The sequence below is a fragment of the Filibacter tadaridae genome (assembly GCF_900609045.1).
Classification (GTDB): domain Bacteria; phylum Bacillota; class Bacilli; order Bacillales_A; family Planococcaceae; genus Sporosarcina; species Sporosarcina tadaridae.
Window position 1 is genome coordinate 78,598 of the sequence record NZ_UXAV01000039.1, and the last position, 25,449, is coordinate 104,046.

Here is a 25,449-nt window from a genome sequence, read left to right on the forward strand (position 1 = left end):
TGCACTTCAAAACACTGAAGTATAGTATAATCACAGAAATACACTTATGAAAGGTGTGATGGCACCGTGAATAAACAGTTTTCTGCTGGATTAAAAGCGGGAGTAAGCATAGCTATCGGCTATTTTCCCGTTGCACTTACTTTTGGATTACTGGCAAAAACAGCTGGGTTGTCCATCGTCGAAGCAATAGCCATGAGTCTATTCGTCTATGCCGGCGCTTCGCAATACATAGCACTTAGTCTAATTACAGCGGGCGTTGCCCCATTCGTAATCGTCATGAATACATTCGTTGTCAATATTCGGCACTTTCTTATGACAGCATCTCTCAATGAAAAGATGCAACCCGAGCGTAAATGGGTGAAAGCACTTTATTCATTCGGCATTACGGATGAATCTTTTTCAGTCATCTCAACGCATAAAGACGGCAGGATTTCAACCGCTTTCGCAATGGGTGTCATTATCATAGCATATGGAAGCTGGGTCGTCTTCACTGGCGTTGGTCATGTAATCGGCGCTAATTTACCTCTTTTTCTAAAGGCAGCCATGTCGATTGCGCTCTATGCCATGTTCATCGGATTATTGGTTCCTTCAATGAAAGGCAACCGCAAAGTTGTCATCCTCGCTGGGCTGGCCGCAGCGATACACTGTGTGCTTTACTTTACAGGATTATTGTCAACGGGTTGGTCGATTCTCGTTGCGACGCTCGTCTCGTCGGTTGTTGTTGAGTTTATATATGTTCGGAGTGGTAAAACGGTTGAATCTTCGCTTGCAAAGGAGGTGAATGAGTGATGGGACCCACTTATTGGTGGATGCTGTTCGGCATGGCGCTCGTGACTTATATTCCTCGCATGGTGCCGTTGACATTTTTGGATGGTAAAGAATTGCCACCCATCGTGGCGGGTGTCTTGCGCAATATTCCGTATGCTGTTCTCGGTGCACTCATTTTCCCAGCTGTATTGTTCGTGCAAGAAGGGAATATTTTATTCGGCGTGATTGGCGCCGGTGTTGCTTTTTTGATCGCATTATTGGGCGGCGGCGTGATGCCCGTTGTGCTCGGCACGATTGGCGTACTTGCTGTGTATAGTTTGTTTATGTAGGGGAAAGAGCCGTGCGGGTGTGCGGCTTTTTTTTTTGTTCGGAGGATTGATCGCGTGGGGGGCCTGATTGATCGCTTTCGATGGAGGATTGAGCGCGCGGGCCGCTTGATTGATCGCTTCAGATGGAGGATTGAGCGCGCGGGGCGCTTGATTGATCGCTTTCGATGGAGGATTGAGCGCGCGGGCCGCTTGATTGATCGCTTTCGGTGGAGGATTGAGCGCGCGGGCCGCTTGATTGATCGCTTTGGATGGAGGATTGAGCGCGCGGCATGCTTGATTGATCGCTTTGGATGGATGATTGAGCGCGCGGGGCGCTTGATTGATCGCTTTGGATGTAGGATTGAGCGCAAACGACAGTTCTTTGATCGCACACAATCAAAGCCACCCTCCGAAAGTAATTCCATATTTCATTTCACCAAAAAACCGCTCCTATTTGCTAGGGCGGTTTTACTAGTTAGTCCTATTTTATCTGTTTCCTTGTGCGCTTCACCATTCGTGCCGCATACCAGAAGCCGATTGTGAGTGACATGGCATCTACGGCGTAAAGTAGCCAATTATGGGTATAACCGGCATAGACGGATGCGGCGATGAGTGCGACTGTCAACAAAAGGCCGACAATATGATGGAAAGTCACCCGCGTGAACAGGATGACAAGGAGGCCAGGCAAGAAAATGGCAAACAGCAATTTCGTTTCAAATGAGTCCATTTCATAAATCCTCTCCTATCGAACTAATCATTTCGTGACTCACTTAACGACTAGAAGTCCTAGCCGATGATGGTCCTGGTGGAAAAGGACTTGTTGCATAAGTCGCACTTCCCCGTTGCGATCGACTACTTGCAGGCGGCAATGGGCTGCGTTTATTTGTATTGCGTCATACAATTCTTTTTCATTGGCCACTTGGCGTCCATTGACTGCACGGATGCATTCGCCAGGTAATATCCCCATTTTCTCGGCCGGAGATTCCGGTAATACGCCCGCAATGACAACACCCGTTGATTGTGGAGCGACGGCAAATGGACCTTTTCGCTCATGGATTGAGGCACGGATGGAAACAAATGACCGACCCAAAACGCCAATCAACAGTGCAGCCCATCCTAAAATCGGCATCCAAAGAGCACAAAGGCCGACAACGATGACGATAAAACCAGTCCAAATGATCATTCTTCCCATTTTGGGGAATAAAACATCTGGATACAATGCTCGCGTCACTTGCGAAAATCCGATAATAAGCGGCACCGGCACAAAACTGAACGCGGTGCTGCCCACTGTGAATTGCGGCCAATATGGAACGTAAGCGGAAATCATATCTCCCGGCACAAGAAAGACGATCGGCAGCAACCAAAGTCGTTTCACTTTGTAAGCGACAGCTCGAAGGCCCCTATTTGTATGTGTCAAGTACGGCGACGCATAATGCACAGTGTGGCGGCGGATAAGAAGTCCCTCCGCAATAAGCAGCATCCCTGCGATTAGCGGTATTGTAACAGCAAGATTACCAAGCAGATTCGCATCACCCGGTGTCCATCCCCATAAACTGAAACCATCCGCAAACCCCTGCATGCCATAAAGCACCAAAGAAGCGATTGCCGCAAAGTAAACCGGTGACGTTAATTTGAAATTAAATGAAAGTACTGCAATAAGTGCAATTGTTGAAAATAAAACAAGCCATCCTGAATCAGTGACCAAACCCACTCCGGAAATCAAAACGGAGAGTACGAGCGCATAGGGCCATGATTCCGTCAATAACCGTTTCAATTCAGTCAATCCAGGCAACAGTCGAATTTTGAAACTACGCCGTTCCCTTTTTACACGATAGTAGCCGATTGCAACTGAAATGAAAATCGCAACGATGAATAAAGGATTTAGGAAAAATAGCGCAATTGCTTGTACGAAATCGAACAACACATTTTCAGACACGACACGTCACCATCCAATCTCCCGAAACATCATTTTTATTCATTGTACCAAAAGATGCGTACTTAATGTGAGTCGTTGGCGAGTATTTCATTAAAAAGGGAAATTCCACTCATGTTTAATTGATAAAGAAGAGATTTATTTCAGTTTTTCAGGAAATCAACATGGCAATTTCACAAACTGTAAGGACAATCCATAAAACTGTCATGGCTCTCTTGGAAACTGTAAGGGCTCCGGCTAACTGTCAGGGCAATTCCTCAAACTCTAATGGCAATCCAGCAAACTGTCAGGGCTCTCCCGGAAACTGTAAGGGCTCCACCAAACTGTCAGGGCAATCCCCTAAACTCTAATGGCAATCCAGCAAACTGTCATGGCTTTCTCGGAAACTGTAAGGGCCCCACCAAACTGTAAGGGCAATTTCCTAAACTCTAAGGACAATCTATCAAAAAAAATTCCAAATAGTGTACGGTCACACACAAATCCACTCCATAAGAAAAACCCGGCGCATGGCCGAGTTCTTCAAATTTACTATTCAGTGACTACGTGGTGGATGTAGCCGATTGCCATTTGCAATTGGTCATCGTTTATAGGGTCTTTTCTAAATTCTTCTACTCGCTTTTTTAGCTCAGCGAAAAACGCTTTATTCATATTACTATTTGTTTCGATTTTTGCGTCGTCACGGAATTCATGGATTGCGCGTGCTGTTGATGCATCGAAGTATCCGTCTTCACGGCCGACTACATACCCAAGAGCAGTTAGTAATCGTTGTCCGTAAGCGATGTCTTCGTGGTAATCTCCATCTTCGTATTCGGCTGTTATTAATCGGATGTGTTCGTTGAATAATTCATTTTGCTCGACTTCAATTTCTGCCGTTACACCTTTTCCATGGATCCATTGTTCTTTAGGTGTTAGCCATTTGTGTGTGGATAGCTTCATTTCACCGCCGTTTGAGATGTCGAAGGTTTCTTGAACTGTCCCTTTTCCGAAGCTTGTCGTCCCAGCAATGAAGCCCCTTTTCAAATCTTTCAAAGCGCCGCTCAACACTTCACTTGCCGAGGCACTTCCCTTATCTTGTAGTAGTATAATGGGAACTTTCTTCAGCTTTTTATCGAATGAAAGATCCTCAGCCCTTTCTGTCACAAGTGGCGTTAACGCCCCTTTCGCGTCTTGCATGTATGCGAAAACTGTGTCCTCTTTCAGTAAGCTGCCGGCAATATTACCGACGCTATGCAAGTAACCGCCCGGATTTCCCCGAACATCGATAATGAGACCTTTGATGCCTTTTTTCAGCAGGCTGTCTGTCTCAGTTTTCCATTCTTTTGCAGTCTCACTGGCGAATGTTGTAATCGATATGTAACCGAATTTTTCTCCGCGCTCTTCGATCACTTTACTGGAAACCGTCTTCACAGGAATCGCATCACGCGTAACTGTCAGTTCAAGATGTTTGCCATCGTCTGGTCTGTAAATCGTCATGGAGACCGGTGTCCCTTTTTTCCCGCGTATCCGTTGAACCACTTTTTGCAACGATTCGCCATCAATGCGTTCACCATCAATCCGAACGATTTCATCATACGGACGTAACCCCGCTTTGTCCGCTGGTGATGCTTTCAATGGAGAAACGATAATATACTTGCCATTTGAACGGGTAATCTCTGCACCAATTCCAACTCGTTCGGCAGCAAGTGATTCCTTGTGGGCAGCTGCTTCATCTTCCGAAAGATAGGTCGAATACGGATCGCCAATCACATCCGCCATGCCACGTAGGGCCCCTTCAACGAGCATGTCCCCATCGACTGGATAGACACCTTCCTTCTTAATGACATCAAGTGCTTCGTCTATGACGTTCATCGTACTCGCTGCCCCTTGTTGTTTCGTTTCTTTTCCTACACGTCCGTCGAGTAGAAAAAAGACTGCCACTGCCAAAATGGCAAGTAGAATGAATACTAAAAACCTTCTTTTGCGCATCGTGCAACACTCCCTCCTCCATCCACTATATGAATGGGAAAGGCGATGTACGACACTAGAAAACTGACTTTTTTTACTTTAGATTTCCAACTAACTTTTTCATGATTTTTTCATCCATGGGACCGACTATTTTATGTTCAATCTTGCCGTCTGTTCCAATCATAAACGTTGTCGGAATCGGGATGATTTGATAGGCATCCATCACTGTACCTTCTTTGTCTAATGGAATAGGGAACGTCAAGCCATACCCATCGACAAAATCCTGTATGCCTTTCATGCCATTTCTTTCCGAGGTCGTCAGATTGACTGCCACAATTTCAACGTTATCTTTGTCCTTATTTTTCTTATAATATTGCTCCATATGCGGCATTTCCGCTTTACATGGACCGCACCATGATGCCCAGAAATTCAGAATCACTTTTTTACCCTTTAAATCCGAAAGCTTCAATTGTTCACCGTCCAAAGTCGTTAAATCGAAGTCCGGCGGGATTGATCCTCTTTCCAAACCCGTTTCGCCTTCAGTGGATGTCATATCCATCTGTGCAAGTGAAGTGTCAATCGGCTCCGTCTTATTCAAGTTTTTGTTCACCATAATGCCAATCATTGAGCCAATAAGTAGCGCTACAATGACATAACCAGCTATTTTTTTATTCACAATTGTTCCTCCGTTCTTTGGCTTTCACTATTTTTCATCATCAATACTGCCGTGAAGAATAACCCGATAAGAAGGGTTGTTATGAAGGGCGTTTCGCTAAACCCCTTTGGTTGAAATGCACTGACGAAAACATGGACAGCCATAAAGATAAATGTAAGTTGAAGTGGCCAGCTGTCCGCTTTCCTGATAGAAAACCAAAAAAGAATGGCAAACGACATAAATGCACTGACTGTAACAACTTGTGCAACCAACTCGCCTTCATTTAGCACGACCATCATCACTTGATAGACCACTTGACTGACGATAGCAGCTGTTAAAAGGGCAATGGGATCCGCTATAGTTGGCCTTTCCTTCTTCCAATCAACTACAATTTTACCCATCACAAACGCCAGTCCAAGGTAAAACCCGACAGTTCCCCCGTGGAAATAAAAAATCGACAACGGCGACCGGATTACCGAACTGAAGTCAGTAATAATAACACTCAATTTCCAAATAATCACGATGTAAAAATAGAGATCCAATAGATAGGCACCTTGTTTTTTTCCATACCTTATCCGGACAGCACTATATGCGATGACGAATGCTATGATGAGCGCGACCCACGAAGAAAGCATGGTAAAGTTACCGAGTAAAAATACTTTTGTAACCGGCATCTACTCAACATCCTTTCTAAGTTCATATACCCTCTATCGTATCTAACTGTCTTATAGATTGCGATTTTTTTGCCTCTATTGAAATGCTGAAGTGCCTTGATCAGCAACGAAATAAGCTGATGGACTGGAAAGTAATGATGTTCTTCGCCGTTGCTTTCAAACCCGAAGCGACTCGGGGGGCTAGGCATGCCGAAACTGGATAACTTGAAAAGCGAAGGGGTCCTACTTAGTTACGAAAAATGCATATACTTTTCCAATTTTAAAAGGCCCGTTCCTCTTACCGGAACGGACCTTTTTTCATGGATGACTCTTTAAAATGATACGTAACGCAATGGGTTAACGGCACTTGGGCCTGAAGCCGACCAGTTGCCGACGTGCATTTCGAAATGGAGATGAGGTCCTGTTGATGCACCCGTTGTTCCGATTGCTCCAATAGGCTGACCTTTAGGTACATGCTGTCCTACACGAACACCTACTCTAGAAAGATGGGCATAGACCGTTGTGAAAATCTGGCCATTTACAGAGTGCGTGATCATGATGACATTTCCGTATGTGCTCATTGGACCTGCATGCGAAACGACTCCATCGCCAGCAGCAAGAACAGTTGTCCCGGTAGCGTTTGCAATATCTGCTCCACGGTGTTGTCTTTTCGTGCCGTAGATTGGATGTGTACGCCAGCCAAATGAAGATGTATAGACGCCGTTCGCTGGTTTTGTCCATGTACCACTTGATACTGGAGGTGCATAGCCGCCACCTGTAGAACCTGCATTTGCCGTCGCTTTACGTTTTTGCTCGGCTTCACGCGCAGCTTTCGCTTGGCGTTGTTGTTCAGCCTTAATTTGGTTTTCAAGTTTTTTACTAACTTCGTGTGTTTCGTGCAATTCGTCTTTCAATGATTCTTTCTCATTGACGAGTTTCGCTTGTTCAACTTCTAATTTATCGATGAGCTTGTCCTTCTCTTTTTTCTGTGAAAGAAGAGATGCTTTCAAGCCTTCTAGTTCCTTTTTAGTCTCTTCTTGTTTCGCTAGTTTCTCTTCGACAAGTGCTTTGTCTTTTTCTAATTGAGCTTTGTCATCTGCTTGCTGTTGCATGATTTTACGGTCTGCATCCATTAATGTACTGACAGCCGAGAAACGGTCAATAAAGTCAGAGAAACTATTCGCTCCGAGGAAGACATCGATATAGTTGACCGGATCGCCTTTTACTTGCATAGCACGGACACGTTCGCGTAATACAACGTCACGCTCTTCGATTTTTTTCTCTAACTCTTTAATCGATTCTCGTAGTGCTTTGATTTCATCTGTCGTTTTATTTATTTTCGATACTGCTTGATCGATATTTTCGTTTGTTTCTTCAATCTTTGCGTTAAATGCAGCGATTTGATCCATAATCTGATTGATTGTCGACTTATTTGCATTAATTTCTAAGTTCTTTTTAGTAATGCCTGTGTTTAGGTCATTTTTCTTTAATTCAAGTTTCTTCTGTTCTTTCTGCAAGTCTTTTAATGGGCTTGCTAGAACGCCTGGTACTACCCAAATAGTAGACAGGAGTAATACCATAACGATACCTGATAACAGCAACTTGTATATTTTCAATTTCTCAATACCCCTTCCGAATCATGTGTTTCACTCAAACCTTCAGAAACTTACGTACTGACATAAAGCTTCCCCATATGCCGATGAACACACCCATGAATAAAATGAGCCCGTTAAGTTGAAAAATAAACGGTGTTGTTGGTAGTAGTTGGAATAACTCTTCTTGTAATTTTGGTGCCATCTCTTGATATAACTTATAGTAGCCAATCGAGATGACAGCCATTGGAATAAGCGACCCTAAAATACCAAGCCATATCCCTTCCAATAAAAATGGAATCCGTACAAAGTTATTTGTTGCTCCAACTAGTTTCATAATGCCTATTTCTGTCTTTCTTGCAACGATTGTTATACGAATCGTATTGGAAATCAAAAACATTGCGGTAAATAATAGTGCCAAGATAAGCACAAGCCCGACGTTGCGACCCGTATTCAACACTTTAAATAGCTTTTCAATCTTGCCTTGCCCATAGACAACCTCATATGTGTAGTCATATGTATCAATTTTCTTGGCAATTGCTGCTGTTTTATGTGGATCTTTTGCTTTTACATATAAAGCGTCCCCTAACGGATTGCTTTGCCTATATAAATTGAGTTCGTCACCGAACGATTTGATCATCTTGTCCAATTCAGCGTCTCGCGACGAGTACTCGACTTCGAGTACACCTTCGGTCGCTTTCACTTTCTTCTCCAGTGCTGCAACTGCTTCTTGACCCGCTGCTGGATCCGCAATGACTTTAATTTCAACATCTTTTTCCAAATTACCAGCCAAACCGTTTAGATTCATCATAATAGCGATGAATACACCAACAAGTAGAAGCGTAACGGTTACAGCACTGACGGACGCAAATGTCATCCAACTGTTTCGCCCTAAACTTTTAAAACTTTCCCGCAAGTGCCGGCGAAATGTCCTAGCTTTCATAAGCGTACTCGCCTCCGTACTCATCACGCGTAATAAGTCCACCTTCAACGACGATAACACGGTGCCTTATCGTGTTTACGATTTCTTTGTTATGCGTTGCCATGACAATCGTCGTGCCGCGTGCATTAATCTCTTCAAATATTTTCATGATATCCCAGGACGTATCGGGATCCAAATTCCCAGTCGGCTCATCTGCAATTACGACTTTTGGAACATTAACAATAGATCTTGCGATGGAAACACGCTGTTGCTCGCCGCCTGATAATTCATTCGGAAACATTCGCACTTTCTGAGTGAGCCCGACTAGTGCGAGAACATCATTTACTTTCTTTCGAATATCCTGTGGTGTTTCTTCAATTACTTCAAGTGCAAATGCTACGTTTTCATAGACATTCAGATTCGGTAGTAACTTGAAGTCTTGGAAAACGACACCTATTTGTCTACGTAAGTATGGAACTCTCTTATTTCGCAAGGTTGCAAGATTGATACCGTTAATAATAATATCCCCACTTGTCGGGGCTTCCTCACGATACATCATTTTGATGAATGTCGATTTACCTGCACCACTTGGGCCTACTACATAGACAAATTCTCCGCGATTGATCTCAATATTGATACCATTCGCCGCTACGACCCCGTTTGGGTATTTCTTGTACACATCTTTCATCACAATCATGTAAAAACCACCTGAATTAAATTTTCCTGTTCTTAACCAACATGCCTATTATAACATGATTCAAGCATATTCGTATTACAGTTGTGTTTCATTTGATTACAGTTGAAAGTGTTGTTAAATAAGGCTTTACATACTATAGTTACACTCTTCATAAGTGACTGAATGACTACAGTACTGTATCTATTCGACCTTTGCAGGAAGATTACTCCATTATTTTTACTATACGAAAAAAGGCGGATTTTTATCGGTAAAAAGCGAAACCTCAATCAGTAAGGGTTTTACTGTCTGTTGATGCGGGAATAATAGCTGTGGGGCAATTAATGTCAATTGTGCACAATCAATCGCGCCTTGGCTTGATTGCGTCCAGATTTTGAATTGAGCTTGCTCAATTCATTCCCTTCAAAATCTGTGACATCCGCCGGAGGCTTTAACTTGATTCGGCAGAGGTTTGAAACGCCCACCGAATTGAATGCATATCTAGCATTCATCTAGACACTTATGGAAATGGGGGACATCTGCTGAGTTAAGTTAAAATAATACATCAAGACTTATGAAACAACAAAAAACCGCTCCGGACAAATTGTCCAGTAGCGGTTCCATTTACAGAATTATTTTTTCTCTGAAAGCCATTTTGCAACAGCGTCCAACTCTTCACCTTTGATAAGTCCAGCAGGCATTCCGCCTTTTGTACCGTTTTCAATTATGCCATGAATTTCGTCTTCAGACATACGTGAACCTATGTCAGAAAGTTTTGGACCCATAGCGCCTTCCAAGTTCCCGCCGTGACATGTGATACATTTTGCGTTTACGACTTCTTCTGCGTCAACGGATGCTGTTGCGTTATCATCAGTTGTTGCTGCGCCGTCGTCTTTCTCATCCGCTTTATCGCCGCCACATGCCCCAAGGACAAGGGCTGCTCCGAATAATACTGCTAGAAGCTTGTTCTTCATGTTGTTTCCTCCCTAAGTTAAATAATGTGCTACATTTCCAAGTATACCAAAGTTATGAGCGTTTGCGTCCTTCATGGACAGCCTGAAATTCAACTAAACAATGACAATTTTCAGCGAATCCAACTATCCATTCGCTTTATTCTACTGCCAGCTTTTTTGCAGGACTCCATTACCGAACGCAAAACAGACGCTAACTTCAACTTGGTCATATACCTATTACTATACACCTTTTCTGTACATTCAAAACCTTTGCGACCTTCAATTTGAATTGTTGTTTGTTGGAAAATAAAAAGCACACCGAAGTGTACTTTTTTTTCGAAACTTATGAAATACGTGAACGTAAATAAGCATTAATGAACAAATCGATGTCGCCATCCATAACCGCACTGACATTTCCTGTTTCCGCATTTGTCCGGTGATCTTTCACCATGGAATACGGATGGAAGACGTATGAGCGGATTTGGCTTCCCCAACCAATTTCTTTTTGATCGCCACGGATGGCAAGCAGTCTTGCTTCTTCTTCTTCCACACGGATCTGATAAATTTTTGCTTTCAACAGGTTGATTGCGCGTTCACGGTTTTTGATTTGTGATCGTTCGGTTTGGCATGTAACAATGGCACCTGTCGGAATATGTGTCATTCGAACAGCGGAGTCCGTCGTATTGACGTGCTGACCGCCTGCACCGCTTGAACGGTACGTATCGATTTTAACATCTTCCATTTTAAGATCAATATCCACATCGCCTTCGAATTCAGGCATCACTTCTATAGAAGAAAATGAAGTATGACGACGGCCTGAAGAGTCAAATGGTGAAATACGAACGAGTCGATGCACGCCTTTTTCAGCTTTCAAGTAGCCGTATGCATTATGACCTTTGATGGATAAGGTCACTGATTTCACACCGGCTTCGTCACCTGCCTGGTAATCCAACGTTTCGACCTTGAAGCCACGTTTCTCTGCCCACCGCGTATACATACGCAACAACATGGATGCCCAGTCCTGTGACTCCGTACCGCCTGCGCCGGAATGCAATTCTACAACGGCATTATTTTTGTCGAACTCATCGCTTAGCAACATAGTTAGTTCGAATGCTTCCAATTGTTGTTTGTATTCTTTTAATTCGGTGCTAAGGTCTTCCTGCATTTCTTCATCAAATTCCTCTTTTAACAATTCCAGCGTCATTTCCAGGTTTTCTTGGACGTCGTTAAGCTCTGTGTAGTCGCCTACAACATCTTTTAATCCATTCGATTCGGAAATGATTTTTTGCGCTTCATCCTGGTTATTCCAGAATTCAGGTTCTAACATAATTTCATCGAGCTCTTGGATTCGTGCCTCTTTGTTTTCTAAGTCAAAGAGACCCCCTAAAGTCCGCTAATTTCTTAGCTGATTTGTCAAGCTCGTTACGTACATCGGATAATTCTATCATTGTGGTTTCCTCCTGAAATTGGGTTGTCCGGAGCGCTTACGCTTTTCCGTGACAGTTTTTATACTTTTTCCCGCTGCCGCATGGGCATGGGTCGTTACGTCCGATGTTTACACTGCGTCGCACTGGTTTCTTCGTCACTTTTTCGCCGTCTTCCTTCGGGTTGACAGCCTGCCCTTTCACAACTTCCTCACGTTCAAGGTTGTTGCGGATTTCCGCTTTCATGACGTATTTTGCAGCATCTGCTTCAATTGATGTAAGCATCTCTTCAAACATTGTAAAACCTTCAGATTGATACTCACGCAGTGGATCGATTTGGCCATACGCACGTAAATGGATGCCGCCTCGCAATTGGTCCATTGCGTCAATATGATCTGTCCATTTCGAATCGATTGCGCGGAGAAGTACAACTTTTTCAAATTCGCGCATGCGTTCGTCCGTCATTTCTGCTTCTTTTTCATCATAACGGGCGATTACGTTTTGTTGTATCAATTCAGTCAGCTCTTCTACCGATTTGCCAGCCATCATCGCTTGCGTCAACTGACCTTCCGGAAGTAGGTTGGCTCCAAGGAAATCCTCAAGCCCTCTTAAGTTCCAATCGGATTCTTTTTCTTCTGTTGTATGAAGTGCAATCGCTCTGTCGATCACATTCATCAACATTTTTTCCAGCACAGCACGGATATTCGCGGATTCGAGAATTTCATTACGTTCTTTATAAATAATTTCTCGTTGTTGGCGCAAAACATCATCATACTGAAGCAAACGTTTCCGTGCATCGAAGTTATTCCCTTCAACGCGTTTTTGCGCGGATTCAACTGAACGTGACACCATTTTGGATTGGATTGGCGTTTCGTCATCCATTCCTAGTTTCGTCATCATCGATTTCATCTGCTCGGAACCGAAACGACGCATTAATTCATCCTCAAGAGAAAGATAAAATTGTGTAATACCCGGATCTCCTTGCCGACCTGAACGACCGCGCAGCTGATTATCAATCCGGCGTGACTCGTGCCGCTCTGTACCAAGAACCGCAAGACCACCGAGTTCTTTCACACCTTCGCCGAGTTTGATGTCCGTACCACGGCCAGCCATGTTCGTCGCAATGGTGACAAAACCTTTTTGACCGGCCTCCAAAATGATGTCAGCTTCACGGCCATGATTTTTCGCATTCAAAACATTATGCTTTACGCCGAACTTCGTTAAATGGTTCGAAATAATCTCTGATGTCTCGATTGCGACTGTACCAACCAAAACTGGCTGCCCTTTTTGGTGTCGTTCTTTAATATCTTCAGCGACAGCTTTATATTTACCTTCCATGGAAGCGTAAATAAGGTCTGCTCGGTCATCACGGACGATTGGGCGGTTTGTCGGAATCGCAATAACATTCATATTGTAGATATTGCGGAATTCCTCCTCTTCCGTTTTAGCCGTACCCGTCATGCCCGAAAGCTTGTCGTACATCCGGAAAAAGTTCTGGAAGGTAATCGTTGCAAGTGTCATCGTTTCGTTTTGAACTTCCAAGCCTTCCTTCGCTTCAATCGCTTGGTGAAGGCCATCACTGTAACGACGTCCTTTCATCAGACGCCCTGTGAATGAATCGACGATGACAACATCGCCTTCTTGCACGACGTAATCGACATCGATATGCATACTTGCTCGCGCTTTTAAAGACTGGTTAATCGCGTGATTGAGCGTAACATGTTGCAAGTTGAACAAGTTATCGATATTAAACGCAGCTTCCGCTTTCTCAATACCCGCTTCTGTTAACACAACGCCTTTTGTCGATTCATCATACGAATAATCTTCTTCTTTTTTCAATGTTTGTGTAAACGTATTTGCAAGCCGATACAGTTCAGCCGCCTTAGCAGCTTGCCCTGAAATGATAAGTGGCGTACGTGCCTCATCGATTAAAATCGAGTCGACTTCATCGATAACCGCATAATTCAAAGGACGTTGCACTTTGTGTTCACTATAGAGCACCATGTTGTCACGCAAATAATCGAAACCAAGTTCGTTATTCGTACTATACGTAATGTCGGCACTATATGCCTCACGTTTTTCGTCTTTTGATAAGCTGTTGAGGTTCAAGCCGACGGAAAAACCGAGGAACTCATACAGTTGTCCCATTTCCATCGCATCACGACTGGCAAGGTATTCGTTGACTGTTACAATATGCACGCCTTTTCCTGACAGCGCGTTCAAATAAACCGCAAGCGTAGACGTCAATGTCTTCCCTTCACCGGTTTTCATCTCTGCAATATTACCTTCATGTAATGCTGCCGCCCCGATGATTTGGACATGGAACGGATAGAGCCCGAGCACACGGCGTGACGCTTCACGAATTACCGCAAACGCCTCCGCCTGGATATCATCCAATGTTTCCCCTTTAGCAAGACGATCTTTGAATTCTTCAGTTTTAGCGGTCAGTTTTTCGTCTGTGAGCTGTTCCATTTCTGTAGCGAATGCATCAACTTTATTTGCGATTTTATCAAGTCGCTTCAAATCCCGTTTATTCATATCAAACATTTTATTCAATACGTCAAGCATTAAGTTCACATCCTCATTAGGTTCACCCTTCATTTTAACACTGTGAAATGAAGGGTGCAAATAGTGCAACTGCTAGATAGGGTGGAGGCTGGATTATTGGTTGTTGGGCGGTGATTATGTGGCAGGTGCGCGGGGAATTTGTTGGCGATTGAGCAGTTTGTGGGGTGGATTGGGCGGTTGGCGGGGCGGATTGATCGCTTTGCGGGATGGATTGATCGCTTCGCGCGGGGCTTTGATCGCTTCGCGCGGTGGATTGATCGCTTCGCGCGGTGGATTGATCGCTTCGCGCGGTGGATTGATCGCTTCGCGCGGTGGATTGATCGCTTCGCGCGGGGCTTTGATCGCTTCGCGCGGGGCTTTGATCGCTTCGCGCGGTGGATTGATCGCTTTCCACTGGATTTGATCTCACCACAAAAAAACTGAACCTCTCAGTAGCAAACTACTGAGAGGTTCAGTTCATTCAGTTCATTAATTTGTTTCGATTAGGCCATATTTGCCGTCTCTACGTTTGTAGACGATGTTTGTGCCGTCTGATTCGCCATCTGTGAAGACGAAGAAGTTGTGACCTAGCATGTTCATTTGAAGAATCGCTTCTTCCTGGTCCATCGGTTTTAATTCGAATTGCTTTGTGCGTACAACAGAAAACTCTTTATCGTCTTCTGTTATGTCAGCTCCTTTGTCTTCACTTCTATTTACTGATGCGAAGAATGCAGCTACACCTTCGTGCTCACGGAATTTACGATTGACTTTTGTTTTGTATTTACGAATTTGACGTTCTAATTTATCGACAATCAAGTCGATTCCAGCATATAAATCAGTGTGTCGTTCCTCTGCTCGGAGTGTCAAGTTTTTCATAGGAATTGAAATTTCTACTTTTGTTTGTTTATCATTGTAAACTTTCAAGTTTACATGTGCTGTTGCGTTCGCGCCTTCTGAGAAGTACCTCTCAAGTTTGTGTACTTTTTTTTCGATGTGCTCACGAATCGCCGGAGTCACCTCAATGTTCTCACCACGCATGTTGAAGTCTAGCATATGAACTCCTCCTTTGTTTAACCCTTACTGTACTCTTCTACATCTTCCCCGAAAAGTCCTTTTAAAAACATGAATAAATTTAAAATAAATGTCGAAGTGTGACGAAAGCGTATAGGTAAAAGGTTTTGGCTACTTCATTTTATTTTCCGTCTTCGATTTCAGCATGGCGACGCAACTTGAGTTCATCGACAATCAATTGTTCAAGTGCAGCGTCCTTTTCGAAATCAAATCCATACAGTTGACCATTTTTGCTGGGCTTTTTCCATTTGATAGTGCCTTGAACGTCGATGGGAACGGATTGCAGGGTGAATTTGATATGTAGCTTGACGGGTTCCCCACCCAACGGGATATCGTATGCCGCAAAAAATTTCATGCCGCCTGGGCTCAAATCCATGAGTTCACAGTCCCCTGGGCTTGACTCCGCCCCGGTACCGTTTTCGACGATGATTCGGAATTCTGCTGCCAGCGGTTCACCAAATGCATACCTGAAGTATTCAGTTCGTTTGTATTGCATGTTGCCCACCTCGTTCCTCTATCATAGTAATTGGATACCCATAATATGCCTTACTAAATCTTTTACGGCGAACTTCGGATAAACTTTGTATACGTTGTATTGTACTTTCAAGAGTGTCGATGAAACTTGATCCTCCGAGTGTCGCCAAAAGTATAAAGTTCTTGTTCGGAAATTCTTTTTTGTCGCAGACTATCAACGTTTTGCACACATTCTCCCTTCAGGAAATTCTATCTATTCAAAATGTACCATAAGTTGATATGATTGAATAGTTAGGTAAAGATAATTATACAAAAAGTGTCCCGAAAATTATTCAGGACACGATTGATTTACTTTTGAATTTGCACTGCTTCTTCATGCGTTTCATTAATATATCGCGCGATTTGTTGCTGTTCTTCCGTCAGTTCTGTTAGTGTCGCATTCAATTCTTCGACTGTAGCTGTACTTTCTTCTACAATGGCAGCGAATTCCATCGTCCGCTCCCGAATCGCTTCACTGTTTACTGAAATCGTGTCGAAGTCATCCATGAATGTGGACAGCACTTCTTGGAGCTTATGCATCGTTTCGAACAAATCTTCGAAAGATGCTTTCGACTCATCTGCCGCTGTCGCTTGGGTTGCCACTTGTTTCATACCTGACGCCAGTTTGCCTACTGCAAGTTCGTTATAACTGTTTACTTCATTTAAATTCGTATCAATTTTCTTCAACGTTTCATTCGTCAGACCTGCCAATTTTCGAATTTCATCTGCGACAACCGCAAAGCCTTTGCCATGTTCTCCCGCACGAGCTGCTTCAATCGATGCATTAAGAGCAAGTAAATTTGTTTGTTCCGTAATCTTTTTAATCGAACCGGCGAATGCATTCGTCTCGTCAATCTTTTCAGATAACACACTAAAGGTTTCAGTTAAATCTTTGAAAAATGTTGAGAAGGAGTCGGTACTCGTTTTCAACTTTGAAATGGTTACTGTTCCAGTTTCGGCTTTGGAGCCTGCCTCATTCGCCTGGATTACGACTTGCTCCAATTCTTTCGCCATTTGTTGAACAGAGTCGTGTGTCTGCTCTGCATTCTCGGCGATATCCGAGATATAATCCGCTTGATGTTGGCTGCCTACACTTACATCATTGACAGCGGAAAGCATGTCGATTTGTGAAGTGGCGGCTATCTCCGAGTTCGAACGTAGATAGGCAAGATTCGCTGTAATTTTCTCGACTGCGCCGTCAAGACGAAATGCAAGTGCCTCTTCTTCGGCTACCTTTGTCTCTGTCAATTCGACTAGTTGCTCCACATGCTTGAATACCCGCCCATTTTGGCGAACGAGAAGGAATAGGACTAGACCCGCAAGAAAGTGAAGGAGAAGAAGATTCTTCCCGCTAACACCTACAAGTTCCGGCGCTGTAAACAACAGATTATTCGTCACCATTGCGACAAAACTCAATACAAAACCAAACACCAAAATAGGCATCTTGCCATGAATGGAGCCAAGCACCAATAACAGAATAATAATTCCGATTGACCCAAGATTCGCTTCCGAGAAAAAGATAACACCCATCGCAATTGCAAAATTCATCATGAGTAAAAGGTAAGGTAAAACAGTAGAAATAACCGCAACTTTTCTGCTGATAGAAAAGAAAATAATGGAGAATACAAATGGAATCGCAACGGATAGCTGAATGGCCAGTGCAGACTGCTGAATCAGTTGCGCTAGTAAACCGAGACCAGCAGCTAACGCAAATCCCAACATCATAATTCGATTTTTACGAAGCCAATCCTCTTGCTTCAATTGGTTAATAGTTATCATGAGACACTCCCCTATTATATATATATATCGATTCATTATGCTTTTGCAAAATAATGACTGTATGTAAAATGTATCATTAATGAATGGTAGTTCATATGGGTTGAATTAACCAATTAGATTAAAAAACGCGTGTACTGATTTAAATTCAAAAAAACACCCGAAAGAGTAGGGTTCTCTAACGGGCATACTTTACTGTTTTGTATCGTAATACGCACCATCACGTGCTACATTGCTGTAGGGGTTGACGTAGCTTTTCACACTACCTTTTTTCGATTGAATTCCTGAAATATCTAGACGAATTTGTTTCCTGAATGAAGTAAGTTTCTGTTCCACAGTTTTTTCCAACACAATAAGTTCCTTACCGAATACTTCTTCCTCTACTGTAAACGGTGCAGCTATTTGCGGTTGTAGTTTGTCTCGCATGTCGATACATGCCTCGATGCTTGCTATCGTTTCATCGCGCTGATTCCCCGCATTCAGATTTGTCAGCGCAATGAGTTTTTCAGATACCTCTTGCCAGGTAATTAACGCAGGCCGGATCATATTTCATCCACATTGGCATATTGTTTTTGCCGGTTGATTTGAATAACTTGCTTCCATGTATCACGGAATTCTTTAATGATGTCGGATGCTTCGTCGAAGAATGCACCATCGTTTTTGATATTGCCATCAATGAGGCGGCTATTTGCGAATTCATAAAGGACGAGCATGTTTTGGGAAACAGGGTACGTTTTATCGAGTGTTAGCATAAGTTCGGATATGATTGCCTGCGCTTTTTGGATAGACTTGTTCTTTTCTTCGATATTTCCTGTTTCCATTGCCTTTTTCGCTTGTTGAATGAATTTCAGACAGCCGTTGTACAGCATAAGTGTAAGTTCTCCAGGCGTTGAAGTCGTAACCGTGTTATTTTGATACGTTGCATATGGATTGTTAATAGCCATTTGTGATCTATCTCCTTTAAATTATGTAACAGCCTGTGTTATGAGTTGCTGAATGCGTTCATAAGGCTGGCTGATTGTGAATTCGCACGATTGATCGCCGTTTCCATTGCTGAGAACTGTCTCCAGTAACGGTTTTCCATCATTTTCAAGCGATCTTCGAAACGTTCTATTTGGTTGTCCATGTCTTTCAATGAACGGCCGAGTGAAAATGTATCATTGACCGCGCCAGCTTTACCTGCACGCTCAGCGATTGAACTTTCGGTACTTTCAAGGATAATTTTAAGGCGTTGTGCAAACCCTAGATCCTTCACGTTTTTTCCATCTTCTATTACAGGGTTTCCATCCTCATCCAGTTTATTTTCATCTTTCGAGAACATTTGATGCACTTTGTTCGGGTCTGCACTGATTGCTTCTTTCAATTTATCTTCCTTAATGGTCAGCTTGCCATTAGCCAGGTAGTCACTTGTCGTTTCAATCCCGATGTCTTTCAATGTCTTCCCATTTATAGCCCCCATAAGCGCTGTCCTCATTTGTGTCAGCATACTGGAAATGGTGGAGTCATTGCGAAGCGTACCGCTCTTCGCTTTTTCTTCCCATAGTTCGATGTCTTTATCCGTCATATCCTTCTTTTGCTCAGCTGAAAGCGGCTGGAAGTCCCGGTATTTTGGTTCGCGAATCTGTTTGTTCAGGTCTTCAATGAGTTTGTTATATTCATCTACGTATTTAACGACGTTGTCGAATATTTTATCGGTGTCGGGTGCGGAACTGAAGTTGATGCCCTCTGTGTTGACACCCTTTAATGTAACTTCAAAACCGTTGATTTGGAATGTGTTGGATGCACGTTGTGTTGTTAATCCATTGAATGTGAATTCTGCGTTTTGGCCGGCTGTTGAAGTACTGATACTAATAGACAAAGAATAATCGGGATCGTTGGTGTTGGTGACTGTAACACTTTCTATCTTTTTACCTACTGAGTCATTGAGAATGTTAACTGTGAAATCTTTAGTTTCGTTGTTGTAGATTACTTCCAATCCTTTTTTTGAGAAATCAATTTTTTTATTTATTCCATCCCATGCACTGAAATCCAGTTCTTCATCTTTTCCATCTACCTTGATTGTAATTCTCATTTTTTTTATTTCAGATGCATCTATTCCCGCAAAAAAAGTTTTAGGCCCTGTGTTTAATCCCAATGACTTTCCTAAATCTCCATCAACCTCAATATTTCCCGCTCCACTATTCTTAGCTGTCATCGCAAATTTCCCAGTATGTGAATCAAAAAACGCGCTCACACCTGTTAATTCGTTAATTTTGCTAAGCACAGAATTTATAGTATCTGTTGCGGGGTCGAATGTTATTTCTACTGGTTTATCTGGCATATTACCATCTTTATCAGGGGCATTGATTTTCAACACCGTTCCAGTGATACCCAAATTCTTTAGCTTTGTATTTTCCGATTGCATTTCCTTTGCTTCTGAATCATCTTTTGTATCTTCCGTAAGCTGCATTTCAAATTTAATACTTTTTCCACTCTGCAAAGTGGCATTCTTCGCCAACTGTGTAACCTTAATCGATCCCGAAAAATCACTTGTTGAACTAATGTTTTTAATCGCTACGTCATCTGGCGAAGAAATATTCACCGTTTTCGCTGTGAACGATTTGGACAGAATCATTGTGTCAAATGTCCTGTTTTTGAAATCGAGCACTTGGCGGTTCGCTGCCCGGTAATCATCCAACTGCCATTCCAGGTATTGTTTTTTCTGCGTTATTTTATCCATCGGTATTCTGTGTGCCTTCATGAGATCGGCGACAATTTTCTCCGTATCAATACCTGATGCTAGTCCACTTATTCGCATAGTAGATCACGCCTTTCTTAAATTTTTCGGTCGACAAGCAAGCCGATGAATTCGCGCATTGCCGCGTGGATGTCCATTAGTTTTTTTGACGGGATTTCTTTGATGACTTCGTCTGTTGTTGAATCGACGATTGTCACATAATATTCGTTGAGTTTTTCATGAAATTTGAATTGTAGGTGCGTATTTGCTGTTTCTAAAAAGTTGTTCATGCTTTCTGTCATCTGTTTTGCTTTATCTGCTTGTAATGGATGCTCATTGTCAGGTTGTTGCTGCGCTTTATCTTCGATTACCTCTACTGGCGCTACTACTATTTTTTCGGTAGGCGCTGTTTTCTCCGTCGATGCCCTTGTTTGTGTAACGGCACCGTTATCCATACGATTTACCATTCACTTACCCCCTGTGTTTGAGAACATTCATTATGGATTATATCGGCAATGAAAAATGGAAGTTGAGAGGATGGCGGATAAAAGTTGAATGGCCCCATAATGGAATCAGTTCTAGTTTTATTGAAAGAAACGATTATAACATCATTCTAAATCCCTTCACATTTATTCCCATCTAAATAAATGAATCAAGAAACCGAAGTAAGTATAGTTAATTCATTTAGATAATAGAAAGCGAAGGTGCTCTTTGTATGTTTACATCAATCAAGACAAAAATCATCATGACAGTCATGGTACTTTTCCTTATCGGGATAGCTATTATGACCGCCATCAGCAGTACACAGGTAAAAAATAAAACTGAAGAAAGTGTTGTTGACTCGAGTAGTGCACTTATTGATGAGATGGGTTTTGCTATTGAGAACTATCTAGGTCAATACAGCAAAGGTCTTGCACAATTTTCAACTTCACCTTTAGTAACAGGGTTTCAGAATGGCAGTGAAGACGAAACAACGACTGATTCTCTTCCCGCCCTCAATGAAGCATTCGAGTACTTCCTCGATACATATGAAGATTCATCCTCAATCTATTTTTCACTGCCTACTAAACAAACCGTAATTATGCCGTACACGGATTTAGGCACTGATTTCGATCCTACTTCACGAGAATGGTATTCGCTGGCAATCGCAGATATGGATGCGGTGCAATGGACTAAACCCTATATTGACCAAGCGACCGGAGAATTTGTCATCAGTGCTTCGAAAGCGGTTCAAGCAAATGGTAAGCTGGTCGGCGTTATCGCACTTGATATCCAACTGGGTGCGTTAACAGAAAAAATCTCGTCTAGCGAAATTGGTTATGACGGCTACCCTGTCGTTTTCGATACGGAAGGTACCGCAATTGTCCATCCGACATTACGCGGAGAAAACTTGATGGAACTGCCTTTCATTGCAGAAATGTACGAAGGAGGTAACGACAAAGGTGCGATTCACTATGAATATGAAGGTACCGGAAAAGCCAATATTTACGCCACAATTCCAAAGTTCGGCTGGAAAATTGGTGCAATCTACAATGAAAAAAATATCGACGCGATGGCTACTGATTTACGCAGTTTGATGCTCATTGTTGCAATCTCTACGCTTTTAGTCATTTTCATAGCGCTCTTTTTCATGATTAGTCGTACCATCAAGCCAATCGGAGCATTGAAATCATTGATGGATTCCGTTTCAAAAGGCGATTTAAGCGTCCGTTCGGAAATTGAGACAAAAGACGAAATCGGCGAACTTGGTAATAACTTCAACACGATGATCGAAAATATGAATGCTATCATTACAGTCGTCAACGGCTCTGCATCGAACGTCCGAGCAAGTTCCGAAAGTTTGAGCGCAGTAGCTGAAGAGACGAATGCATCAAGCGAAGAAGTTGCACACGCAGTGACTGAAATTGCCCATGGCGCGTCTAAGTCAGCTGAAGATGCAGAAATCGTCACAGAAAAAGCCAATCTCCTTGGCCAGCAGATTAACGTAATTACGACAAAAGCCGGCGTCATGTCCAACATCGCCATAAAGGCCGGGGAAATGAACACAAATGGCCAAGGTCAAATGCAAGAACTGAAAATCTCCTTTAACGACTGGGAAACTAATTTACTGTCCATGTCCGAAGTAATTGGAACGCTTGAGGATAAAGTGAAAGCAATCGGTGGGGTTATGGAAACCATTACCCAAATCTCTTCGCAAACGAATCTATTAGCGCTAAATGCAAGTATCGAGGCAGCGCGTGCAGGCGAACACGGTAAAGGATTCGCAGTCGTTGCCGATGAAGTGCGGAAACTCGCCGAACAATCGGCAAGTTCAACGGAAGAAGTAAAAGTTACCGTACAAGAACTACAAATGGAATCCAGGCTCGTCTCCCAACAAATGAATGAAACACGTGAAAACTTCCACCGTCAAGGTACCGTCGTTAACGATACGGAAGTCACTTTCGGAGAAATTTCAACATTGATGTCTGAGATGCAAGACTCTATTGACACAGTGTACGAAGAAATCCAAAAAGTCGCGGCTCACAAGGACGACGTTGCCGAAACAATCCAAACGATGGCAGCAACTTCACAAGAAACGGCCGCTGCTTGTGAGGAAGTTAGCGCTTCAACAGAGGAACAGTTACGGGCTATTCATTCAGTGACGGATGCAGCGGAAACATTGACCGAGTTGAGTGAGGAATTGAGTTTGGCGGTTAATCGGTTTAAGGTTTAAGGAACGAAAAAAGTAAACTTGTCGAAAATTGTTTCGGTGCAAGTGGTCGATTTATATAGACAAAAAAAGCGTTCTGGGTATGCAATCCAGAACGCTTTTTATTCTTTCCCCTCTATTATCTTAGTGAAAAGCATTAAATTTATGAAGCTTTCAGGATATTGCTTTCTTCATTATCTTCACGTCAATTGTGAGCTCGTCCACTCTGGAAATAACTTCTTTTAATGGAGATGTTATTTCAGTATTAATTGCGGTCTGCTCTTTTATTATTGCTAACTCTTCACTGTTGATCGCCACTTGTTGTGAAATGGAATCCAGCCTAGCGTCCACTTCCGTGAATCGCGTTTTCATTTCAGTTTCCAGTCCATCAAATCGTGTTTCTAGTCCGTCGAATCGTGTCTCTAGTCCGTCGAATCGTGTCTCCAGTCTATCAAGACGATTATCAATCCGATCTAGCCGTTGATTAATAGGCTTCAGGGCTTCTTGCATCACTGATTGTAACATCTCTTTTAATTCAGTATTCATAAGGGTCCTCCTTTCCGCTTGTATTGAAATAGTATCTGCAAGGCTTGATCACGTTGCAGTTTTTTCTAGCTTTCTTAATGACTACAGCATTTCTATATATTTTCTATGAATGGGATTTAACTTTAGATATATTAGCACTGTTCTTTATCCGATTATAACATGGAACTGGAATGTTTGTCCCAATTCATTTTTTCGAAAAACAGTTTTGTGTACTAAACGGACATACTCTTCTAGATAGGAAAATACCCCTCTTCATGCTTCTTAAAAAATGTATAATTGGTATACGTAAGGAGGCGAGGCAGCAATGAAAAAAGATGAAACGAATACCACACCTACTGGCCAATTATATTTTGAAGGCTTGCCGGATCTAGGGAATGAAGAAATTATTGAAAAGCCGCCAGAGCAGCATGCGAATGAAAATTCCCCTGTTAATTTGGTAACTGACTTTGAAAAGTTTATCTTGTATTGCCAACATAATACTGTTCATTTGACAAAAACAAAAGAACGTATATCCAGAAAACATCTCCCAGTGATAAACGCGCTACTAACTGTACAAACAAAAGACAGCACTCCGTATACAGAGCAGGAATATTATCCGTACATCCATTTCCTTTATCATGTTGCACGGGGAGGACGTTTGTTAACGATTGTTCCAGGAAAGGCTGGTAAGATGCAGTTGGCGGGGACTGACCGTGTGGAATTATTTCTAGCATTAAGGGATATTGAAAAGTACTTCTTTCTACTTGAAACATTCTGGATTGATGTCGATTGGGCCAAGATACAAAATAATTCTCGTAACACTGTGGCAAATACATATGAAGATGTTTTTGCAACACTTCGACATGAGACCCCCGGAAAGAAATGGGTATTGAAAAATCCAATGACGGATGCTGGGCACGAGATCGCGCAAAGCACTTTTGATTGGCATTTCTTTCTTCTTTATTTTGAATGGCTTGGCTTATGGATGTGTGAAGAGGATGTTGGACGTAAGGAACAACGGGGTAGTAAAAGCGTGTATTTCGCAAAAAATATCACAGTGACACCGTTTGGCTTCTCGCTCATGCCGATTTTACTTTTTTCACGAAACATCGCCGCTTGGAATATCGCCATTCGACGTTCGTTGGGAGAATACAATGGAATCCCCGGTTCTGACGTTGAGAGTGCACTTGGTTTCATTTTATCTGATGAGGATTTTGAACAAGTATTGATGAATGTTCATGAAGACCAGAGCGACCAACCTTTTTACCAACCATTCACTGCCCTTTTCCCTTTAGGCGAACTGGCACATACGTTACCCAGAAACCGAACGAGATTTACGGAGGGCGCGTATACATTCAACGTCACCTATGCACCCGACGTCTGGCGTAAAATCGTACTATCTGCTCAACAGACGATGGATGACTTGCATAAGCTGATTCTCCATTCTTTCCAATTTGACGATGACCATTTGTATGCCTTTTTCATGGATGGACAGAAATGGTCTCAACAATCCATCGCTTCTCCACATGATGACTCTGGCAACGGAAATGCCTACAAAATACAAATTGGCTTTTTAGGACTTACACCAACTCAACGTTTTCTTTATATTAATGACTACATTGACGAGTGGACCTTCACAATAGAAGTGGAGCAGATTGAAGAAACGGTTGTAAAGCGTTTTAAACCTTATGTGAAGGATCAAAAAGGCGAATCCCCCGAACAGTATTGGGATTATTTTTAAGAAAAACACATGGCTACGTTCTAAAATAATACCGTTTTACTAAACG

At 42.7% G+C, this 25,449-nt stretch carries 25 protein-coding genes; 5 read left to right on the forward strand and 20 right to left on the reverse strand.

Annotated elements, in window-relative coordinates:
- The first annotated feature begins 66 nt into the window (after positions 1-66).
- A complete protein-coding gene (locus FILTAD_RS08275) occupies positions 67-789 on the forward strand; it encodes an AzlC family ABC transporter permease (RefSeq protein WP_124070009.1) in 723 nt (240 codons plus the stop codon).
- Positions 789-1,097 carry an AzlD domain-containing protein gene (locus tag FILTAD_RS08280; RefSeq protein WP_124070010.1) on the forward strand — a complete coding sequence of 103 codons (309 nt, stop codon included), beginning with the start codon at positions 789-791 and terminating at the stop codon, positions 1,095-1,097. Before FILTAD_RS08275 ends, FILTAD_RS08280 begins: the two co-directional genes overlap by 1 nt.
- Here FILTAD_RS08280 and FILTAD_RS08285 read toward each other — a convergent pair.
- From FILTAD_RS08285 to secA, 12 genes are all read right to left on the reverse strand, one after another.
- Entirely contained in the window at positions 1,023-1,472 is a 450-nt protein-coding gene (locus FILTAD_RS08285) for a ribosomal eL19 family protein (protein WP_124070011.1), read from the reverse strand. The genes FILTAD_RS08280 and FILTAD_RS08285 overlap by 75 nt on opposite strands.
- Before the next feature lie 85 nt (positions 1,473-1,557).
- On the reverse strand, positions 1,558-1,803 hold the full coding sequence (locus tag FILTAD_RS08290; RefSeq protein WP_124070012.1) for a CsbA family protein: 246 nt from the start codon (positions 1,801-1,803) through the stop codon (positions 1,558-1,560).
- Between the two features lie 39 nt (positions 1,804-1,842).
- Complete coding sequence (locus tag FILTAD_RS08295; RefSeq protein ID WP_124070013.1) at positions 1,843-3,012, reverse strand: PDZ domain-containing protein; 1,170 nt, start codon at positions 3,010-3,012, stop codon at positions 1,843-1,845.
- Positions 3,013-3,537: 525 nt separating this feature from the next.
- Positions 3,538-4,974 carry a S41 family peptidase gene (locus FILTAD_RS08300; RefSeq protein WP_124070014.1) on the reverse strand — a complete coding sequence of 479 codons (1,437 nt, stop codon included), beginning with the start codon at positions 4,972-4,974 and terminating at the stop codon, positions 3,538-3,540.
- A gap of 73 nt (positions 4,975-5,047) precedes the next feature.
- Entirely contained in the window at positions 5,048-5,629 is a 582-nt protein-coding gene (locus FILTAD_RS08305; RefSeq protein WP_124070016.1) for a redoxin domain-containing protein, read from the reverse strand.
- Entirely contained in the window at positions 5,626-6,282 is a 657-nt protein-coding gene (locus FILTAD_RS08310) for a hypothetical protein (RefSeq protein WP_124070017.1), read from the reverse strand. The genes FILTAD_RS08305 and FILTAD_RS08310 overlap by 4 nt, the downstream gene beginning before the upstream one ends.
- Positions 6,283-6,593: 311 nt before the next feature.
- Positions 6,594-7,877 carry a murein hydrolase activator EnvC family protein gene (locus FILTAD_RS08315; RefSeq protein ID WP_238988194.1) on the reverse strand — a complete coding sequence of 428 codons (1,284 nt, stop codon included), beginning with the start codon at positions 7,875-7,877 and terminating at the stop codon, positions 6,594-6,596.
- 34 nt (positions 7,878-7,911) lie between these two features.
- Complete coding sequence (gene ftsX / locus FILTAD_RS08320) at positions 7,912-8,796, reverse strand: permease-like cell division protein FtsX (protein ID WP_124070019.1); 885 nt, start codon at positions 8,794-8,796, stop codon at positions 7,912-7,914.
- On the reverse strand, positions 8,786-9,472 hold the full coding sequence (gene ftsE / locus FILTAD_RS08325; RefSeq protein WP_124070021.1) for a cell division ATP-binding protein FtsE: 687 nt from the start codon (positions 9,470-9,472) through the stop codon (positions 8,786-8,788). The genes ftsX and ftsE overlap by 11 nt, the downstream gene beginning before the upstream one ends.
- A 608-nt stretch (positions 9,473-10,080) precedes the next feature.
- Entirely contained in the window at positions 10,081-10,422 is a 342-nt protein-coding gene (cccB, locus tag FILTAD_RS08330) for a cytochrome c551 (RefSeq protein WP_124070023.1), read from the reverse strand.
- Between the two features lie 322 nt (positions 10,423-10,744).
- A protein-coding gene (prfB, locus tag FILTAD_RS08335) for a peptide chain release factor 2 (protein ID WP_124070119.1) occupies positions 10,745-11,846 on the reverse strand; the annotation gives its coding sequence in 2 pieces (ribosomal slippage) (positions 10,745-11,773 and positions 11,775-11,846; 1,101 coding nt in all).
- A gap of 39 nt (positions 11,847-11,885) precedes the next feature.
- Positions 11,886-14,393: a preprotein translocase subunit SecA gene (gene secA / locus FILTAD_RS08340; RefSeq protein WP_124070025.1), complete on the reverse strand. Its 2,508-nt coding sequence runs from the start codon at positions 14,391-14,393 to the stop codon at positions 11,886-11,888.
- Positions 14,394-14,534: 141 nt separating this feature from the next.
- Between secA and FILTAD_RS08345 the strand changes: the two genes are divergently transcribed.
- Positions 14,535-14,816 carry a hypothetical protein gene (locus tag FILTAD_RS08345; protein ID WP_160117586.1) on the forward strand — a complete coding sequence of 94 codons (282 nt, stop codon included), beginning with the start codon at positions 14,535-14,537 and terminating at the stop codon, positions 14,814-14,816.
- A 45-nt stretch (positions 14,817-14,861) separates the two neighbouring features.
- Here FILTAD_RS08345 and hpf read toward each other — a convergent pair whose 3' ends face one another.
- The 7 genes from hpf to flaG form a co-directional block, all read right to left on the reverse strand.
- Complete coding sequence (gene hpf, locus FILTAD_RS08350) at positions 14,862-15,425, reverse strand: ribosome hibernation-promoting factor, HPF/YfiA family (RefSeq protein ID WP_124070028.1); 564 nt, start codon at positions 15,423-15,425, stop codon at positions 14,862-14,864.
- Between the two features lie 139 nt (positions 15,426-15,564).
- Positions 15,565-15,939, reverse strand: coding sequence for a PilZ domain-containing protein (locus FILTAD_RS08355; RefSeq protein WP_124070030.1), 375 nt, complete (start codon positions 15,937-15,939; stop codon positions 15,565-15,567).
- 326 nt (positions 15,940-16,265) lie between these two features.
- The gene (locus FILTAD_RS08360; protein WP_203229677.1) at positions 16,266-17,735 is read right to left on the reverse strand and encodes a methyl-accepting chemotaxis protein; all 1,470 of its coding nucleotides are present in this window, start codon (positions 17,733-17,735) and stop codon (positions 16,266-16,268) included.
- 189 nt (positions 17,736-17,924) lie between these two features.
- Positions 17,925-18,278, reverse strand: a complete 354-nt coding sequence (gene fliT / locus FILTAD_RS08365) for a flagellar protein FliT (RefSeq protein ID WP_124070033.1) — start codon at positions 18,276-18,278, stop codon at positions 17,925-17,927.
- Positions 18,275-18,676, reverse strand: a complete 402-nt coding sequence (gene fliS, locus FILTAD_RS08370; protein WP_124070035.1) for a flagellar export chaperone FliS — start codon at positions 18,674-18,676, stop codon at positions 18,275-18,277. The genes fliT and fliS overlap by 4 nt, the downstream gene beginning before the upstream one ends.
- 38 nt (positions 18,677-18,714) lie before the next feature.
- Positions 18,715-20,529, reverse strand: coding sequence for a flagellar filament capping protein FliD (fliD, locus tag FILTAD_RS08375; protein WP_124070037.1), 1,815 nt, complete (start codon positions 20,527-20,529; stop codon positions 18,715-18,717).
- Between the two features lie 17 nt (positions 20,530-20,546).
- Entirely contained in the window at positions 20,547-20,915 is a 369-nt protein-coding gene (gene flaG / locus FILTAD_RS08380; RefSeq protein ID WP_124070039.1) for a flagellar protein FlaG, read from the reverse strand.
- Positions 20,916-21,163: 248 nt separating this feature from the next.
- Between flaG and FILTAD_RS08385 the strand changes: the two genes are divergently transcribed.
- Positions 21,164-23,161 carry a methyl-accepting chemotaxis protein gene (locus FILTAD_RS08385; RefSeq protein WP_124070041.1) on the forward strand — a complete coding sequence of 666 codons (1,998 nt, stop codon included), beginning with the start codon at positions 21,164-21,166 and terminating at the stop codon, positions 23,159-23,161.
- Between the two features lie 150 nt (positions 23,162-23,311).
- Here FILTAD_RS08385 and FILTAD_RS08390 read toward each other — a convergent pair whose 3' ends face one another.
- Complete coding sequence (locus FILTAD_RS08390; RefSeq protein WP_124070043.1) at positions 23,312-23,683, reverse strand: hypothetical protein; 372 nt, start codon at positions 23,681-23,683, stop codon at positions 23,312-23,314.
- A gap of 304 nt (positions 23,684-23,987) precedes the next feature.
- Here FILTAD_RS08390 and FILTAD_RS08395 point away from each other — a divergent pair, with 304 nt between their 5' ends.
- Entirely contained in the window at positions 23,988-25,403 is a 1,416-nt protein-coding gene (locus tag FILTAD_RS08395) for an IS1096 element passenger TnpR family protein (protein WP_124070045.1), read from the forward strand.
- Positions 25,404-25,449: the final 46 nt, after the last annotated feature.

Coding starts and splice junctions, on each gene's coding strand:
- ftsX (WP_124070019.1), bottom strand. CDS start 8,796: ATGAAAGCTAGGACATTTCGCCGGCACTTGCGGGAAAGTTTTAAAAGT.
- cccB (WP_124070023.1), bottom strand. CDS start 10,422: ATGAAGAACAAGCTTCTAGCAGTATTATTCGGAGCAGCCCTTGTCCTT.
- ftsE (WP_124070021.1), bottom strand. CDS start 9,472: ATGATTGTGATGAAAGATGTGTACAAGAAATACCCAAACGGGGTCGTA.
- FILTAD_RS08310 (WP_124070017.1), bottom strand. CDS start 6,282: ATGCCGGTTACAAAAGTATTTTTACTCGGTAACTTTACCATGCTTTCT.
- flaG (WP_124070039.1), bottom strand. CDS start 20,915: ATGGTAAATCGTATGGATAACGGTGCCGTTACACAAACAAGGGCATCG.
- fliD (WP_124070037.1), bottom strand. CDS start 20,529: ATGCGAATAAGTGGACTAGCATCAGGTATTGATACGGAGAAAATTGTC.
- fliS (WP_124070035.1), bottom strand. CDS start 18,676: ATGGCTATTAACAATCCATATGCAACGTATCAAAATAACACGGTTACG.
- FILTAD_RS08355 (WP_124070030.1), bottom strand. CDS start 15,939: ATGCAATACAAACGAACTGAATACTTCAGGTATGCATTTGGTGAACCG.
- FILTAD_RS08385 (WP_124070041.1), top strand. CDS start 21,164: ATGTTTACATCAATCAAGACAAAAATCATCATGACAGTCATGGTACTT.
- secA (WP_124070025.1), bottom strand. CDS start 14,393: ATGCTTGACGTATTGAATAAAATGTTTGATATGAATAAACGGGATTTG.
- FILTAD_RS08395 (WP_124070045.1), top strand. CDS start 23,988: ATGAAAAAAGATGAAACGAATACCACACCTACTGGCCAATTATATTTT.
- FILTAD_RS08280 (WP_124070010.1), top strand. CDS start 789: ATGGGACCCACTTATTGGTGGATGCTGTTCGGCATGGCGCTCGTGACT.
- hpf (WP_124070028.1), bottom strand. CDS start 15,425: ATGCTAGACTTCAACATGCGTGGTGAGAACATTGAGGTGACTCCGGCG.
- FILTAD_RS08360 (WP_203229677.1), bottom strand. CDS start 17,735: ATGATAACTATTAACCAATTGAAGCAAGAGGATTGGCTTCGTAAAAAT.
- fliT (WP_124070033.1), bottom strand. CDS start 18,278: ATGATCCGGCCTGCGTTAATTACCTGGCAAGAGGTATCTGAAAAACTC.
- FILTAD_RS08300 (WP_124070014.1), bottom strand. CDS start 4,974: ATGCGCAAAAGAAGGTTTTTAGTATTCATTCTACTTGCCATTTTGGCA.
- FILTAD_RS08390 (WP_124070043.1), bottom strand. CDS start 23,683: ATGAATACTGAATTAAAAGAGATGTTACAATCAGTGATGCAAGAAGCC.
- FILTAD_RS08290 (WP_124070012.1), bottom strand. CDS start 1,803: ATGGACTCATTTGAAACGAAATTGCTGTTTGCCATTTTCTTGCCTGGC.